Origin of the sequence: Cytobacillus sp. FSL R5-0377 (assembly GCF_038004385.1) — a bacterium.
Lineage (GTDB): Bacteria > Bacillota > Bacilli > Bacillales > Cytobacillaceae > Cytobacillus.
In genome coordinates, this window is sequence record NZ_JBBORA010000001.1 from 217,041 (window position 1) to 231,906 (window position 14,866).

At 40.6% G+C, this 14,866-nt stretch carries 18 protein-coding genes; 10 read left to right on the top strand and 8 right to left on the bottom strand.

The window, feature by feature from the left end:
* Nucleotides 1-21 precede the first annotated feature (21 nt).
* Nucleotides 22-1,641, bottom strand: a complete 1,620-nt coding sequence (locus tag NSQ49_RS01095; protein ID WP_159868385.1) for an ABC-F family ATP-binding cassette domain-containing protein — start codon at nucleotides 1,639-1,641, stop codon at nucleotides 22-24.
* A gap of 180 nt (nucleotides 1,642-1,821) precedes the next feature.
* Between NSQ49_RS01095 and NSQ49_RS01100 the strand changes: the two genes are divergently transcribed.
* The 4 genes from NSQ49_RS01100 (at nucleotide 1,822) to NSQ49_RS01115 (ending at nucleotide 5,277) form a co-directional block, all read left to right on the top strand.
* Nucleotides 1,822-2,274, top strand: a complete 453-nt coding sequence (locus NSQ49_RS01100) for a MaoC family dehydratase N-terminal domain-containing protein (protein ID WP_159868388.1) — start codon at nucleotides 1,822-1,824, stop codon at nucleotides 2,272-2,274.
* A complete protein-coding gene (locus NSQ49_RS01105; RefSeq protein WP_159868391.1) occupies nucleotides 2,267-2,650 on the top strand; it encodes a MaoC/PaaZ C-terminal domain-containing protein in 384 nt (127 codons plus the stop codon). The genes NSQ49_RS01100 and NSQ49_RS01105 overlap by 8 nt, the downstream gene beginning before the upstream one ends.
* A 19-nt stretch (nucleotides 2,651-2,669) precedes the next feature.
* Nucleotides 2,670-5,039, top strand: coding sequence for a penicillin acylase family protein (locus tag NSQ49_RS01110; protein WP_251283042.1), 2,370 nt, complete (start codon nucleotides 2,670-2,672; stop codon nucleotides 5,037-5,039).
* A 103-nt stretch (nucleotides 5,040-5,142) separates the two neighbouring features.
* Nucleotides 5,143-5,277: a hypothetical protein gene (locus NSQ49_RS01115; protein ID WP_268891678.1), complete on the top strand. Its 135-nt coding sequence runs from the start codon at nucleotides 5,143-5,145 to the stop codon at nucleotides 5,275-5,277.
* A gap of 38 nt (nucleotides 5,278-5,315) precedes the next feature.
* Here NSQ49_RS01115 and NSQ49_RS01120 read toward each other — a convergent pair whose 3' ends face one another.
* The 3 genes from NSQ49_RS01120 to NSQ49_RS01130 form a co-directional block, all read right to left on the bottom strand.
* On the bottom strand, nucleotides 5,316-5,915 hold the full coding sequence (locus NSQ49_RS01120) for an SCO family protein (RefSeq protein WP_159868397.1): 600 nt from the start codon (nucleotides 5,913-5,915) through the stop codon (nucleotides 5,316-5,318).
* A gap of 137 nt (nucleotides 5,916-6,052) precedes the next feature.
* The gene (locus tag NSQ49_RS01125) at nucleotides 6,053-7,537 is read right to left on the bottom strand and encodes an aldehyde dehydrogenase family protein (protein ID WP_159868400.1); all 1,485 of its coding nucleotides are present in this window, start codon (nucleotides 7,535-7,537) and stop codon (nucleotides 6,053-6,055) included.
* Nucleotides 7,538-7,744: 207 nt separating this feature from the next.
* A complete protein-coding gene (locus tag NSQ49_RS01130) occupies nucleotides 7,745-8,962 on the bottom strand; it encodes a NupC/NupG family nucleoside CNT transporter (RefSeq protein WP_251283043.1) in 1,218 nt (405 codons plus the stop codon).
* 352 nt (nucleotides 8,963-9,314) lie between these two features.
* Between NSQ49_RS01130 and NSQ49_RS01135 the strand changes: the two genes are divergently transcribed.
* From NSQ49_RS01135 to NSQ49_RS01150, 4 genes are all read left to right on the top strand, one after another.
* Nucleotides 9,315-9,416 carry a YjcZ family sporulation protein gene (locus NSQ49_RS01135; RefSeq protein WP_197207005.1) on the top strand — a complete coding sequence of 34 codons (102 nt, stop codon included), beginning with the start codon at nucleotides 9,315-9,317 and terminating at the stop codon, nucleotides 9,414-9,416.
* Nucleotides 9,417-9,569: 153 nt separating this feature from the next.
* Nucleotides 9,570-9,782, top strand: a complete 213-nt coding sequence (locus tag NSQ49_RS01140) for a YozQ family protein (protein WP_159868409.1) — start codon at nucleotides 9,570-9,572, stop codon at nucleotides 9,780-9,782.
* 15 nt (nucleotides 9,783-9,797) lie between these two features.
* A complete protein-coding gene (locus tag NSQ49_RS01145) occupies nucleotides 9,798-9,959 on the top strand; it encodes a hypothetical protein (RefSeq protein ID WP_201306581.1) in 162 nt (53 codons plus the stop codon).
* Nucleotides 9,960-10,115: 156 nt separating this feature from the next.
* A protein-coding gene (locus NSQ49_RS01150) for an IS1182 family transposase (protein WP_159871978.1) occupies nucleotides 10,116-11,464 on the top strand; the annotation gives its coding sequence in 2 pieces (ribosomal slippage) (nucleotides 10,116-10,680 and nucleotides 10,680-11,464; 1,350 coding nt in all).
* Nucleotides 11,465-11,626: 162 nt separating this feature from the next.
* Here NSQ49_RS01150 and NSQ49_RS01155 read toward each other — a convergent pair.
* Nucleotides 11,627-12,685 (bottom strand): sulfite oxidase, encoded by a 1,059-nt coding sequence (locus NSQ49_RS01155; protein ID WP_159871306.1) that lies wholly within the window; start codon nucleotides 12,683-12,685, stop codon nucleotides 11,627-11,629.
* Nucleotides 12,686-13,119: 434 nt separating this feature from the next.
* Here NSQ49_RS01155 and NSQ49_RS01160 point away from each other — a divergent pair, with 434 nt between their 5' ends.
* Nucleotides 13,120-13,869, top strand: coding sequence for a YqjF family protein (locus tag NSQ49_RS01160; protein ID WP_251284914.1), 750 nt, complete (start codon nucleotides 13,120-13,122; stop codon nucleotides 13,867-13,869).
* Nucleotides 13,870-13,877: 8 nt separating this feature from the next.
* Here the strand turns inward: NSQ49_RS01160 and NSQ49_RS01165 are convergent, their stop codons facing one another.
* Nucleotides 13,878-14,015 carry a hypothetical protein gene (locus NSQ49_RS01165; RefSeq protein ID WP_201306625.1) on the bottom strand — a complete coding sequence of 46 codons (138 nt, stop codon included), beginning with the start codon at nucleotides 14,013-14,015 and terminating at the stop codon, nucleotides 13,878-13,880.
* Nucleotides 14,016-14,104: 89 nt separating this feature from the next.
* Between NSQ49_RS01165 and NSQ49_RS01170 the strand changes: the two genes are divergently transcribed.
* Nucleotides 14,105-14,287 carry a cold-inducible protein YdjO-related protein gene (locus NSQ49_RS01170; RefSeq protein ID WP_311315980.1) on the top strand — a complete coding sequence of 61 codons (183 nt, stop codon included), beginning with the start codon at nucleotides 14,105-14,107 and terminating at the stop codon, nucleotides 14,285-14,287.
* A 52-nt stretch (nucleotides 14,288-14,339) separates the two neighbouring features.
* On the opposite strand, the gene NSQ49_RS01175 is transcribed toward NSQ49_RS01170, so the two are convergent.
* Nucleotides 14,340-14,582, bottom strand: coding sequence for a transcriptional regulator SplA domain-containing protein (locus tag NSQ49_RS01175; protein WP_159871310.1), 243 nt, complete (start codon nucleotides 14,580-14,582; stop codon nucleotides 14,340-14,342).
* A gap of 17 nt (nucleotides 14,583-14,599) precedes the next feature.
* The gene (locus NSQ49_RS01180) at nucleotides 14,600-14,788 is read right to left on the bottom strand and encodes a hypothetical protein (RefSeq protein ID WP_159871312.1); all 189 of its coding nucleotides are present in this window, start codon (nucleotides 14,786-14,788) and stop codon (nucleotides 14,600-14,602) included.
* Nucleotides 14,789-14,866 lie beyond the last annotated feature (78 nt).

Sequence of the window (14,866 nt, forward strand, 5' to 3'; positions counted from 1 at the left end):
TATTCCTCCTGCTTTTACAGTTTACTGATACATTTCAGCTACTTGTTTCTGAATGGCTGAGTCTTCTAAATACTCATCATAAGTCATTTGCTTATCGACAATGCCAGCAGGTGTAATTTCAATAATGCGGTTGGCAATGGTTTGAATGAATTGATGGTCATGTGATGCAAAAATCAAAGAGCCTTTGAAATTAATCAGTCCATTATTCAATGCCGTAATGGATTCCAAATCAAGGTGGTTGGTCGGCTCATCGAGAAGAAGCACATTTGCACCGCTAAGCATCATTTTAGAAAGCATGCAGCGGACTTTTTCTCCACCGGAAAGTACGCTTGCTTTTTTTAGAACTTCCTCACCGGAAAACAGCATTCTTCCAAGGAAACCCCTCAGGAAGCTTTCACTGTCATCAGCAGGTGAGAATTGGCGCAGCCAATCAACAAGGTTCAGATCAGAGTTCTCGAAAAACTCCGAGTTATCTTTCGGGAAATAGGACTGGGAGGTAGTAACACCCCACTTATATGTGCCTTCATCAGGCTCCATTTCACCAGTCAATATTTTAAATAGGGTAGTTTTCGCTAATTCGTTCGTGCCAACTAGCGCAATTTTATCATCTTTATTCATGATGAAGCTGACATTATTCAAGACTTTAACGCCATCAATCGTCTTGCTGATTCCATCCACCCGGAGCAGGTCATTCCCGATCTCACGGTCAGGTGAAAAGCCGACATATGGATATTTTCTGGAGGACGGTTTAATGTCATCCAATGAAATCTTGTCAAGAAGCTTTTTACGTGAAGTTGCCTGCTTGGATTTTGACGCGTTTGCACTAAAGCGGGCAATAAAGCTTTGCAGCTCCTTGATTTTTTCTTCCTTTTTCTTATTGGCATCCTGAGCCATCCTTTGTGCTAGCTGGCTTGACTCATACCAGAAGTCATAGTTACCCACATAGATTTGGATCTTTCCAAAGTCAAGATCCGCAATATGGGTACATACTTTGTTTAAGAAATGACGGTCATGGGATACAACAATAACCGTATTCTCAAAGTTGATTAAAAATTCTTCAAGCCATTGGATTGCTTTGATATCCAAGTGGTTAGTCGGCTCATCCAGCAAAAGAACATCCGGCTTGCCAAAAAGGGCCTGTGCAAGTAAAACCTTTACTTTTTCAGAACCGGAAATATCAGCCATTTTTTTGTCATGAAGCTCTTCTTCGATTCCAAGTCCCTTCAGCAAAATAGCTGCTTCAGATTCTGCTTCCCATCCATTTAACTCTGCAAATTCACCTTCAAGTTCGGCAGCTTTCATGCCATCTTCATCAGTGAAGTCAGCCTTCATATAAATGGCATCTTTCTCCTGCATTACTTCATAAAGGCGGGCATGTCCCATAATGACTACTTTTAATACTTCAAACTCCTCGTATTCAAAATGGTTCTGCTTCAGGACAGCCAGACGCTCACCAGGTCCTAAGTGAACACTGCCTGATTGCGCCTCAATCTCACCTGATAAAATTTTAAGAAAAGTTGATTTGCCTGCACCATTTGCTCCAATCAAGCCATAGCAATTCCCAGGTGTGAATTTAATATTAACATCTTCGAAAAGTTTGCGGTCACCGTATCGAAGACCTACATTACTGACAGTTATCATATTATTTTTATTCCTCCAAATACATAATCCTTAAAATTATACCACTTTCAGCGCGTAATCGCGAATCCTTCTTCCTAATATCGCGTAACGACTTAAATAAAGTTTTGAGAATTAACAGGAAGCCGATGAAAAAAGTCGAATACATAAAGATTATAAAAAACGAGAGGACGTGCATTATTTATGGAATCTCTTTTAAAAACTGATGTAAAGTTAAAGCCTTTCAGTTTCACAATTGAAAGGGGGAAAATCAGGGAATTTGCAATTGCCATTGGAGACAGCAATCCTATTTATTATGATGCCGGCGCTGCCAGAAAAGAGGGGTACCGGGATATTCCCATTCCTCCTACATTTCCGACAGCCATCGAGATGTGGGGAGGCTTAGACTTCGAAACCTTAATTGAGCTTTTCGGACTGGACCCGCTTAAGGTGCTGCACGGCGGTCAGGAATACCGCTATTTAGGGGAAATGTATGCTGGCGATACAGTAACTGCGACCCCTCAATTAATATCTTCTTTTGAAAAAAGGAAGCTTCGGTTTATCACAATCGGTATTCATTACAAAAACAGTGATGGAAGGGATGTTCTATATTCAGAATCTACCATTATAGAAAGAGGGGAAAACAAAAATGAGTGAGCTTAAAAAAATTCAAAAACCCATAATCACACATACACAGCTAGTCAAGTATGCCGGGGCATCCGGAGATTTTAATCCGATTCATACAGTAGTTCCGGTAGGAGAAAAAGCGGGATTGGATGGAGTCATTGCCCATGGGATGCTCATCATGGGAATGGCAGGTGAAGCACTGGCTGAGTGGTTTCCAAGAAAAGACCTGAGAAAATTTAAAGTGCGCTTCAGCAAAATGACACGCCCCGGCGAGAAGCTGACAATTGAAGGCAAATTGACCGGCGAAAGATGGGAGGAGGACGAAAAAAGAGTGACAGGAGAAGTATCAGTAAAAAATGAAGCTGGTGAGCAAAAGCTTTCCGGCCGGTTCGAAGTAAAAATTTAATAAAAGGGAAGGAATGTATATGGAAGGCAAAATCAGTGTCCAGCACCAGCCAAAATCAAAGTGGAAGAAATACTCGCTGTGGAGCATTGCAATCATATTCGTTGTATTGGCTGCAGCCTTTTTCATTACCTATGGGTTCTTGTCCCGTTCTCTGCCTAAGATAGAGGGTGAAATCAGAATAGGTTCTATTTCTAATCAAGTAACAGTCAATCGCGATGACAACGGGGTCCCGCACATACTTGCTGCAAATGAAAGGGATCTTTTTATTGCACAGGGGTATGTGCAGGCTCAGGATCGCCTTTTTCAGATGGATTTAAGCAGGCGCCAGGCATCGGGAAGGCTGAGCGAAGTAATCGGAGAGGCTACAGTAGATAATGATAAATACTTCAGGACCCTTGGGCTTAGAAGAGCTGCAGAAGCATCCTATGAGGCATACTCTCCCGATGCCAAAAAGATTTTAAGCTGGTATGCGGAAGGAGTTAACCTTTTTATTAATGAAGCTGCCGAAAACGGAAAATTACCTGTTGAATTTTCCATACTTGGCTATAATCCCGAACCATGGACTCCAGTGGATTCGCTCACTATTGGCAAATACATGGCATATGATCTTGGCGGACATTGGGAGAGCCAGGCATTCCGCTATTATCTCCTTCAGCATTTTCCGGAAGATAAAGCATATGAATTATTTCCCTCCTATCCGGAAGAAGCCCCTTACATAATTGGAAAACAAAATTTAAATATCGAAGAAAGCTTTGCATCTGTCACCACACCTCCAGAATTCAACGGAAGCAATAACTGGGTGGCAGCCGGCAGTAAAACGGCATCCGGAAAGCCAATTTTGGCGGACGACCCTCATTTATCACTCAGCACACCTTCCATTTGGTATCAAATGCATCTGCAGTCCCCGGAAATGAACGTCAGCGGCGTTATTTTTGCCGGCATTCCAGGTATCATCCTAGGCCACAATAAAGATATTTCATGGGGAGTTACCAATACAGGACCTGATGTTCAGGATTTATATATTGAAAAAAGGAATCCTGACAATAAAAATGAGTTTCTTTTTAATGGAAAATGGGAAAAGGCTGAAGTAATACAAGAACCAATTAAGGTAAAAGGAAATGAGACAATCAGGTACAAAGTAACGATTACCCGCCATGGACCTGTCATTTCAGAATTTGCTGCAGACAGCGGCAAGGATACCGTACTTTCTTTGCAATGGACGGCACTTCAGCCTTCAAAAGAGCTCGAAGCTATTCTGAAAATGAACAAAGCCTCAGACTGGAATCAGTTTGAGGAAGCTTTGGAGAATTTTCATACTCCCGCCCAAAACTTTGTTTTTGCTTCACCGGATGGAACAATAGCGTATAAAGCCAATGGTAAAATCCCCATCAGAAAGAAAGGAGACGGATTACTTCCAGTGCCTGGCTGGACGGATGAATATGGATGGAAAGGCTATATCCCCTATGATCAGCTGCCTAAAGTGATCAATCCCAAAGAAGGATTTATCTCAACGGCAAACAATAAGGTTACGGGTGACAGCTATCCTTACCATATCAGTCATGATTGGGCCCAGCCATTTCGGCAAATGCGCATTCAGGAATATCTAAAAAGCAAAGATGATCTTTCAGCTGAAGACATGATGGCTCTGCAAATGGATCTGAAAAACCTGCAGGCAGAGGAATTTATCCCGATGTTTCTTTCTGTATTGAAAGAACCCTCAACAGCTATTGAAGAAGAGGCTTTATTCATCCTCAGTAAATGGGATTATTATGACAGCAAGGATGAAGCAGCCCCTCTCATTTTCAATCTTTGGATGAAAAGCATATCCGATATTCTTTTTGAAAAAGAGATTTCATCGGACATGAGGAAGCTCTTTAAAGGGCAAAAACAGGCAGTGGATGAATTATTGAGAAATGAAGCAAATGGCAGGGAAAGCATCTGGATTGAAGAGAAGGGGGGACTTAAGAAAGTCCTGTCTCTATCATTGAGTAATGCGGTTAAGGAAGCCGTAAAGCTGCAAGGTAACAGCCCGTCTAAGTGGAAATGGGGTAACTATCATCAATTAGCTTTTTCCCATCCTCTTTCAAGTGTCAAACCTTTAAACTACTTGTTTAATAGAGAGGGCCGGATTCCTGTTGGCGGCAGCTCAGTCACTGTCCAGGCAGCAGCCAATAAAGATGATGGCACTGTGAATCATGGAGGATCCTGGAGATTTGTGATTGATACACAAAATATGAGTACTGCCTTTCACCTGGTGGGACCAGGGCAATCAGGGCATCCTTTAAGTCAGTGGTACCACGATCAGATGACCGACTGGGCAGAAGGTTCTTATCATAAAACATCTCTCGCCGAAGAAAAAGCCAGGCATACACTTTTGCTAAAACCTTGAAAAAACACCCAAATATCATAAAATGTTTCTTTTTGTTCATAGTTTTTTCATAAATTTCATGTACAATAATAAACATACAGGCAGGGAAAAAGGAGTTTTTTAGATGGCTAAAAAACAGCTGGTTGATTTAGTAAACCGATTAAAGAAATCCGGTATTAAAGTAAGCTTTTCAAAGCCAAGATCCAAAACTTTAATGCTCATTGACCAAAACAAAAATTTATCTTCTTCTGCGAACTAGGTTTAAAAAAATGGCGGATCTAAAATCCGCCATTTTTTCTATATTTGCTTCATGATTTTTTTGAAAACTTCTTTCCTGTTAAAATCTTCTCCCATAGGGAATTTCTTGATAAATTTATTATTTTCGTCAAGCAAATACACAAAAGTGCTATGAACATAGAAACCGTCACCGGGATCACGATATTGAAATTGGAAAGTGTTTGCGAGCTCTTTAATTTCTGCCTGATCTTTTTTTAGTGTATCTGGATTGGCAGTAAGAAAGAGCCAATTTTCATCATTTTCGATTTCAAAGGCTTTTCTATATTTTTTTAAAACATCTGTGGTGTCCCTATAAGGGTCGATCGTTACTGTAATGAATTGCACTTTCTCCCCGAATACCCCCTCATTAATAAGATCACTTTTCAGGAGATTCATTCTTTGGGTAGTTGTCGGACATATATCCGGACAGTGGGTATAAATAAATTCAACAAGCTTCAGTTTATCCTCAGATTCTGCAAAGTTGAATGCCTTTTCATCATCTGTTAAAAGAGTGATATGATCAGGTATTTTTGCTGTCATATCACGTATAAGAAAAAAAGAAATGCCTGCAGCAATGCCTAATATTACGATAATAGCGGAAACCATGTAAACTTTTTTCATTATTTCCCCTCCTAATATAAGGATAAATAATATCCATCAAAAATCCTATGGATAATCTGTGAACTTATACTTATTAAAGGGAAAAGGAGATGCAATTAAAAAAGGAACCCCGCGGGGTTCCTTTTTTGAATCAGCTATTATTTCATTGAGATCCAAACACTCTTTACTTCTGTATAGTTATCCAGAGCGTATGATCCCATTTCACGGCCAATACCGGATTGTTTGTATCCGCCAAATGGAGAAGCAGCATCAAACGCGTTGTAGCAGTTCACCCAAACTGTACCAGCGCGGAGTTTATTTGCTACATAGTGTGCATTTGCCACATCACGAGTCCAAACTCCTGCAGCTAAACCATATTCGCTGTTATTGGCACGGTTAATTAATTCGTCAATATCATCATAAGGCATAGCCGAAATGACCGGTCCAAAGATTTCTTCTTTTGCAATTGTCATGTCATCATTAACATCAGCAAAGATAGTAGGGGAGACGAAGTAGCCTTGCTCCTGCGGCTTATCTCCTCCGGCTACAAGCTGAGCACCTTCACTCAGGCCTTTTTCAATGTATCCGAGAACTCTGTTTTGCTGCTCAGCAGACACAAGTGGTCCAATTTCTGTGTCAGCATGAAGTCCGGCACCTTGCTTGATTTTCTTAGCATGTGAAGCCATGTCAGCTACAACATTGTCAAACTGCTTCTTTTGAATGAAAACACGGGAGCCGGCACAGCAAACCTGTCCCTGGTTGAACATAACACCGTTAAGAGCTCCAGGGATTGCCTTTGATAAATCAGCATCTGGCAGGATAATGTTTGGAGACTTACCGCCAAGCTCTAGCGTAACACGCTTTAATGTTTTAGAAGCATTGGACATGATCAGTTTTCCGACTTCAGTAGAACCAGTAAATGCAATCTTATCTACTAACGGGTGATCAACAAGCGGCTGGCCTGCTGTTTCTCCGAAGCCTGGAACGATATTAACAACTCCAGGAGGGAAGCCGGCTTCATCCATTAATTCGGCAAGATATAAAGCAGAAAGTGGTGTCTGCTCAGCTGGTTTAAGAACAACCGTACATCCCGTTGCAAGGGCAGCACCCAGCTTCCACATTGCCATAAGAAGAGGGAAGTTCCAAGGGATGATTTGTCCCACAACCCCAACAGCTTCATGGCGGGTATAGTTGAAGAATGGCCCGCTGACAGGAATAGTCTGTCCGACAATCTTCGTAGACCAGCCTGCATAGTAGCGCATATGCTCAATAGCCAGAGGAATATCAGCATTTGTTGTTTCACGGATTGGCTTACCATTATCCAGTGTCTCAAGCTGTGCTAATTCTTCACTGTTTTCTTCCATAAGATCAGCAAGCTTGTACATCAGACGGCTGCGCTTAGAAGCGCTCATTTTAGACCATTTGCCTTCATCAAAAGCCTTTCGGGCTGCTTTTACTGCCAGGTCAATATCTTCTGCACCAGCTTCATAAACAGAAGCAAGAACTTCTCCTGTAGCCGGATTGTACGTATCGAATGTTTTCTGTGATTTGCTTTCAACAAATTCACCATTGATATATAATTTCTTCTTTCCGCTTAAGAACTTTTCTACCTTTTCTTTTAACCCTGCAGTTAACTGACTCATATAATTCCTCCTCAAAATAGTAGTCTATGTATTTCATGCTGCAAAACTTTAGAAGAATACTATTGATAACGCTTACATCACTACTTTAACATTAATAAAAATATAAAATCAACTCTGAATTAAAGTAATTTTCAGATAATGTTCGACAATTCTCGCCTTATACCAAAAAAATAGCATACTGATTTTATCCAGTATGCTATCAGACTATTAAATTAACATTCCTGCAATCGCTGCACTTAATAGAGAAGCAAGCGCTCCAGCAATTACAGCGCGGATTCCCAGCTTGGCAATATCATTCCTGCGGTCAGGCGCCAGATTGCCGAGACCTCCAAGCAGGATGGCCATAGAGGAGACATTCGCAAATCCGCAAAGCGCGAAGCTTACTACTGCAACAGTCTTAGGAGAAAGATTGCTGATTTCAGGAGCAAATGCTGAGTATGCAACAAATTCATTCAAAACAAGCTTTTGGCCGATATATCCGCCAGCTTGTACAGCTTCTGCCCATGGAACTCCAACTGCAAATGCAATTGGGGAGAAAATAAAGCCAAGGATCATTTCAAGTGTCAGGTTTTCCAGTCCAAAAAGTCCGCCTGCAAAACCGATAATGCCATTAATTAGAGCAACCAGCGCGATGAAAGCGAGAAGCATGGCACCGATATTTAAGGCAAGCATTAAACCATCACTTGCACCACGGGCAGCAGCATCTACGATATTGACAGATTGTGTATCCTTTTCAATGCTGATATCATCAGTTGTTTCAGATTTCTCAGTTTCAGGCATCATCATTTTAGCCATAACAAGTCCGGCAGGAGCTGCCATAAAGCTTGCTGCAAGCAAGTATTCCAACGGAACACCAAGCAGTGAATATCCAATCAGAACAGAACCGGCTACGGAAGCTAAACCGCCGGTCATGATAGCGAATAATTCCGACTTTGTCATTTTGCTGATGAAAGGGCGAACGATTAGAGGCGCCTCAGTCTGTCCGACAAAAATATTGGCAGCTGCAGAAATGGATTCTGCCTTGCTTGTCCCAAGCAGCTTAGCAAGGGCTCCGCCAATCACCTTAATAATGATTTGCATGATCCCTGTATAGTATAGAACAGAGATAAGGGAAGAGAAGAAAATGACAACTGTCAGGACCTGAAATGCAAATACAAACCCAACACCTGAACCTTCCTGGAATAATCCTCCGAATAGAAAGTTAACACCTTCATTGGCGTAACTTACAATATCATTTACTGCAAAAGTTAATTTTTCCAGTGCCTTTTTCCCAAGATCCCATTTTAGTACAGCAAAAGCAAAGGCAAACTGTATGGCAAGACCGCCAAGAATTGTACGCAGATTAATCGCTTTACGATTTGATGAAAGTAGAAAAGCAATACCCAGTACAGTAAAAATACCGAATAAACCCCAGATAAAATTCATGTTGACACCTCATTTGTTGATTTTAGATTAATGAAAACGTTTTTACGAAACATCAAAAATATAGACCTCTGCAGAAAGAGGTTTGTGAATAGACGTCAGACATCTAACTTGGTATATGTCCATTTTAACATGAATCCGTTTGCAGTAAAGAGTTTTTTTCATTCCAAATTTGTTTGCATGATAAATCTCCCATTTTTGTTCACAATTTCAGCTATTTAACGTTCTTCCCAAATCATTTCTTCATTCCGCAAAGTAAAAGATTTTCGGTTTTATTTTATTCCTCTGTTACAACTGCCCATTCGGGACAAACATCATGTTCATACACTGTCACTAGATGTCAGGAGGTGTTGGAATGGGTGCAGGTGCAGGATGCGGCGGCGGTTTTGCTTTAATCGTTGTCCTGTTTATACTTCTAATCATTGTAGGTGCTGCTTACGTCGGCTGGGGATATTAATGGATAATGACCATGTAAAATAAAATTGCTTAAAATCTGCCTTTATAAGGGCAGATTTTTTGTTTTCTGGCAATCAGTTTAATTTGAATCGTATGATAATCGGTTTAATGTCCAAAATAAGGACAGTTCTTATTTTAGAAGGAGGGATCTTGCATGACTAAAAAAGACAATAACGATGGAACAAATATTGCAGGCAGATATTATGAGGCTGAGGATTATAAAAGAAATGATCAGCTTTCATCCGGACTCGCAACAACTCATGAGCAGGTAAGTGACACCTATATGGAAGGCCAGGCGGATGCGGTAATTGAGGATGTAGTTGGGGTGGATATTTCCATTCCCCGTAAAGGGTATGATGAAGAATAGAAAGGAGGCATTTCTTTGACGCCGAGAGATGCTCAAGATGATCTGAGTCAGTACAAAATGCCGGAAGTTCTTCGAAAAAAGAGGACTTCTTCTTACCGGGTGGGTTATCAGGCTACAACAGGCAATCAGACACCTGGTGAACCCGAAGCAGGAAAGAGGACGGATGAAGAAAATTAATCTGCACCGCTAATTGAATTGGAAAAGAGAAGATGTAAAACATCTTCTCAGGCTGTCGAGAAACTCTCGACAGCTTTTATTTTTATCATTAACCTTATTAATTCACCGCGTTAATTTGATATAATATAATTAATTTTACTTAGGATGGTGGATGGCATGTTCAAACCGAAAAGAGAATCACAAAATGAAGCGGAATTTGTTTTTATTGAAGATTTAGTCCCTGAAGATCATCTTTTAAGAAAAGTTGATAAGTACATAGATTTTTCTTTTATCGGGGAGAAAGTCCGTCCCTTCTATTCAGAGAATAACGGGCGTCCTTCGGACCCCATTATGCTTTTTAAGATGATGTTCATTGGTTACTTTTATGGCATCCGTTCAGAACGACAATTAGAACGGGAAGTACAGATGAATGTGGCGTACCGATGGTTCCTTGGCTTGAAGCTCAATGATCCTGTTCCGGACCATTCAACCATCAGTTGGAACCGGCGAACTCGTTTTAAAGATACAAATATTTTTCAAGAGATCTTTGATGAAATTGTCCATCAAGCCATTAGTCATAAAATGGTCGGTGGAAGAGTTTTATTTACTGACTCCACTCACCTTAAAGCGAATGCAAACAAGCACAAATTCACTCGTGAAGAAGTAGAAATTGAAACTCGGGAATATATAGATGAACTTAATAAAGCTATTGAGGAAGACAGGTCAAACCACGGAAAAAAGCGCTAAAAGAAAGAGAGGAGGTGACAGAGACCAAGGAAATCCGAAAAAGTACAACCGATCCAGATTGCGGATTCATGTCCAGGGAAAATAAGCAGGAAATGTTCTGTTACTTAGACCACCGAACAACGGATATGAAGTTCAATATCATAACGGATGCCTATGTTACTCCTGGAAATGTCCATGACTCTATCCCTTATCTTTCTAGATTGGATCGTCAGATCGATCGTTTTGGATTTAAAGTAGAAGCAGTGGCACTCGACTCAGGTTATTTAACGAATCCCATTTGTAAAGGGCTTCACGACAGAAGCATTTTTGGTGTAATTGCCCATCGGAGATATCAGCCGACCAAAGGATTATTTCCAAAATGGAAGTTTACCTATCATAAAGAACAAGATATCTATGTTTGTCCAAATGGCCAGAAGCTAGTTTATCGCACAACAACAAGAGAAGGGTACAGAGAGTACAAGTCTGATTCTAAAAAGTGTTCAGAATGCCCACTCCTGAAGGAGTGCACAAGGTCAAAGAACAAACAAAAGGTCCTAACACGCCATGTGTGGGAAGAATTTAAAGAGAAAGTGCGCCTAAACAGACTCTCCCTCTCCGGAAAAATTCTTTATAAATATAGAAAAGAGAAAGTTGAGCGAAGCTTCGCAGATTCAAAAGAACTGCATGGGCTTCGCTATTGCCGGTTACGGGGATTGCACAATGCGAGTGAGCAAGTATTACTCACCGCAGCGTGCCAGAATATGAAAAAGATCGCCACTCACCTAGCCAAGCTAGGATAATTGTGGCGATCTATTGTTTTTCCATAAAAAAAGCCTATTTTTAAGTCAGTAATTGAGAAAATAAAAAAAGCTTGTGGAAAAATCATACCTTTCTCCACAAGCTGAGAAGATGTAAAACATCTTCTCTTTTTGTATATATGGGATTTTGTATAGAAAAACGGATTATTTCACTTGAACTTTTATTTTTTGAACACCATTATATCCATATCCCATTCTGTTCCAGTAAGGATTTTTGGGCTGAATATTCCCCTCTGAATCAGCGGCCCGCACAAGAATAGTATATGCACCTTTATTTGCCTCCCAATTAAAATACCACCTCACCCAGGAATATTTTTCGTTTTCTCTGTATTTAAGCGTCGCTTTTCTCCATGTTTCCCCGTGATCAAAGCTTATTGCCACTTCAGTAATTGTGCCAGTTCCAGTCCAGGCAATACCTTTTATAACATGCAATCCTTCATCAACAATGGAATAATCCAAGGGATACTGAATTGTGCTGTTAACATTTATGGCGGTAACAGGCTTTTTATCAAAGTCATTATCTTTATTAGGATAGTAAACGTAATCTTTTGTTTGAAAAGGGCCATTAAATGTATGCTGAATAATAAAAATATTACTGAGCCACTTAACGGAAGCCATTCCGTACCATTGAGGGATGATTAGCCTAAAAGGAAAACCATGCTTATAAGGTATGTGCTTGCCGTTATATTCATAAGCTACGAGCGTATCTTCATGAAGTGCCTTTTCAATTGGTAAGCTTCTTGCATAGTAAAAGGAATCTTTAAAATCTTTTCGCACACCGAAATCCTTTCCCACAAATACAGCTTCTTTACTCCCATCCAAAAGTCCCGCTTTATCCAGCAGCTCTTTCAAAGGCACTCCTTTCCATTTCCCCTGACTGACTGCTCCTTCTTCCCATTGCTCACCAAAAACCTTTGGCTTAAATTTCGCTCTATTATTGCCGGCACATTCCAGCGTGACCAACATTTCTTTGGAAGGAAAGCGGGTAAGTTCATGAAATGATATTACCATCGGTTTCTGAACGTTCCCGGTAATGGACAAAGCTGCATTCTGAGCATTAACTAGCGGGTATGGAAAATGGTTTCTTAGATAGAAGTAATCCTGAGGGGTTTTCCAATTCTCCAGAAAATGAATGGGAGACTCCTGATTTTCCGGAGACAGACTGAGCGTTCTCAGATAGGGTACTGCTAGATGCCTATTCATGACCATCACCTCTCTTAATAAATACAAGGCAATGCAAAAGCTTAGAACTATAGACTATTTGAAATGCATTTATACCTCCTGAGTTTAATGCCTGCATTTTGAAGGAATAATCGTTAATAAAAAAGGCTGTTTTCGAAAAGATTGTTGCCTTTTCATAATCTAGTTTAATATGCTGAGTTGATCTTCGCTGGGGTACTTGATCCTCGAAAATGCTGACGCATTTTCTTCGTGCGGTGTCTATTCGAGGAAGCTCATTCAATGTCCTGAGGGAGGAGAGGGAAGTGTGAGACCCCGCAGGCGAAACCGAGGAGGCTCGCATACCTCCCCGCGGGTCCACTGCGTGCCTTTCGCTGCAATCAACGGGCAGAATTTATAATCAAAAAACATCAATGTTTTAGAAAAGAGCCATAAAAAAGATGAAAGGCGGTAAAAGCATGAAGGAAGAATTACAGATAACAGGGCATAGACCATTTCCGCTGCCTGATAAACCCTGGGTGATGGAGCAAATATGGAATGATGTCCTGTTTGCTCATTGGCCTGTGCCTGCAAAAATAATGAAAAAACACATTCCTTCTCAGCTAACGTTAGATACATTTAACGGACATGCCTGGATCGGAATAGTTCCTTTCTGGATAAGCAGAATGAGAGTCCGCGGCTTGCCGCCGCTGCCAATGATGAAAACAATGAATGAATTAAATGTAAGAACTTATGTAGAGTATGGGGGAAGGAAAGGGGTGTATTTTTTCAGTTTGGATGCCGACAATTTTTTAGCTGTAGCAGGGGCCAGAATGCTGTATTTCCTTCCCTATATGAATGCCGAAATGCAAGTTGATCAGGAAGAGGGGATTATTAAGTATGAGAGCATGCGGAAAAGTGCACATCAAGAGAGAGGACAATTCAAAGCTCACTCTAAGCCGGAATCCAGCCCATTTAATTCACAGCCGGGGTCCCTTGATGAATGGCTGACTGAAAGGTATTGCCTATGGGTAACAAAAAGTGAAAAGGTTTATCGCGGGGATATCCACCATACCAAATGGCAGCTTCATAAAGTATCTGTTTCGATACACGAAAATACGATGACATCATTTTTGCCTGACAAGTACTTAAAGGGGGAACCAGTTTTACACTATTCTCCTCAAAAGCATGCCTATTTTTGGCCACTAATAAGGGAGGCAGCCCCCTAAATTATGTTTCATTTCTTTAAATAATTTTCTGCCAGTCTTCTTTTTACCTCGTTATAAGATAATCCAGACTGGCTATTCAGCCTTTTTACCTCATCAATATCAGTTCCTGCGACAGTAAGGTTCTTTTTCTTCTGTTGGATGACCATAAAAAATCCTCCTCTTTATATTTGTTTTTAACATTTTCAATAATTTTCCCGATTCTTGTCCATACTAAGAAAAAAAGGGGGCGTTTCCAATTTTTTTCAATAAAAAAGGCCATGATGATAAGCCAGAGGTTGTAATGCTCGACACAGAGGTGTTTTCCTGTAACAGCTGCAATGGCTGGATGAGAAAAGATTTTGCCTCTTCCGATTTAAGATGTCCATTATGCGGTGATGAAACAACTGCCGAAATGAGGGAATTACCGCAAATCTTATAATCAGCATATAAAGAAAGACTGTTGTTGCATAACAGTCTTTCTTTATTGGGCTTCAGTAATCTCCATATAATTCCTGAAATGCCTCTTCTGCATCCTTCTCAGAAGTAAACAGAGCATCATCTTCTTCTATTAAATGGAACGACTCATTAAGAAAGAGGGCTACTGCATTAGGATCCTTTGGATGAGGAACAATTTCAGCAGGCCTTACGTTTGCTACACTGGGAGTGTGAGGATTATGGTAAATGACATAAACCTCATCTCCTGCTTTTACTTCTTTAGGATCTATAGTTTCCATTTGTTTTCACTCCCCATTTATAGGTTTTCATTTTGCTGGCCGATTTCTTTTGCCCCCAAAATAGCATTTGCCTTCTCCAATTGTTCATGTCCATTTACAGAGTCCCCGACTGTATTTTTCAGATTTGGAAATTTGCCGTCATTTTCAATGGTAACCATATTTTCCTTCGGCGCAGATGTGAGGTATTTTTCATCCATTTTTTTCATATTTCCCTAACCCCTTCTTATAGATATTCGAACAGCTTTCTTTAAAGTTTTCTCTCAGCAGTGAGCTAATATTCAGCC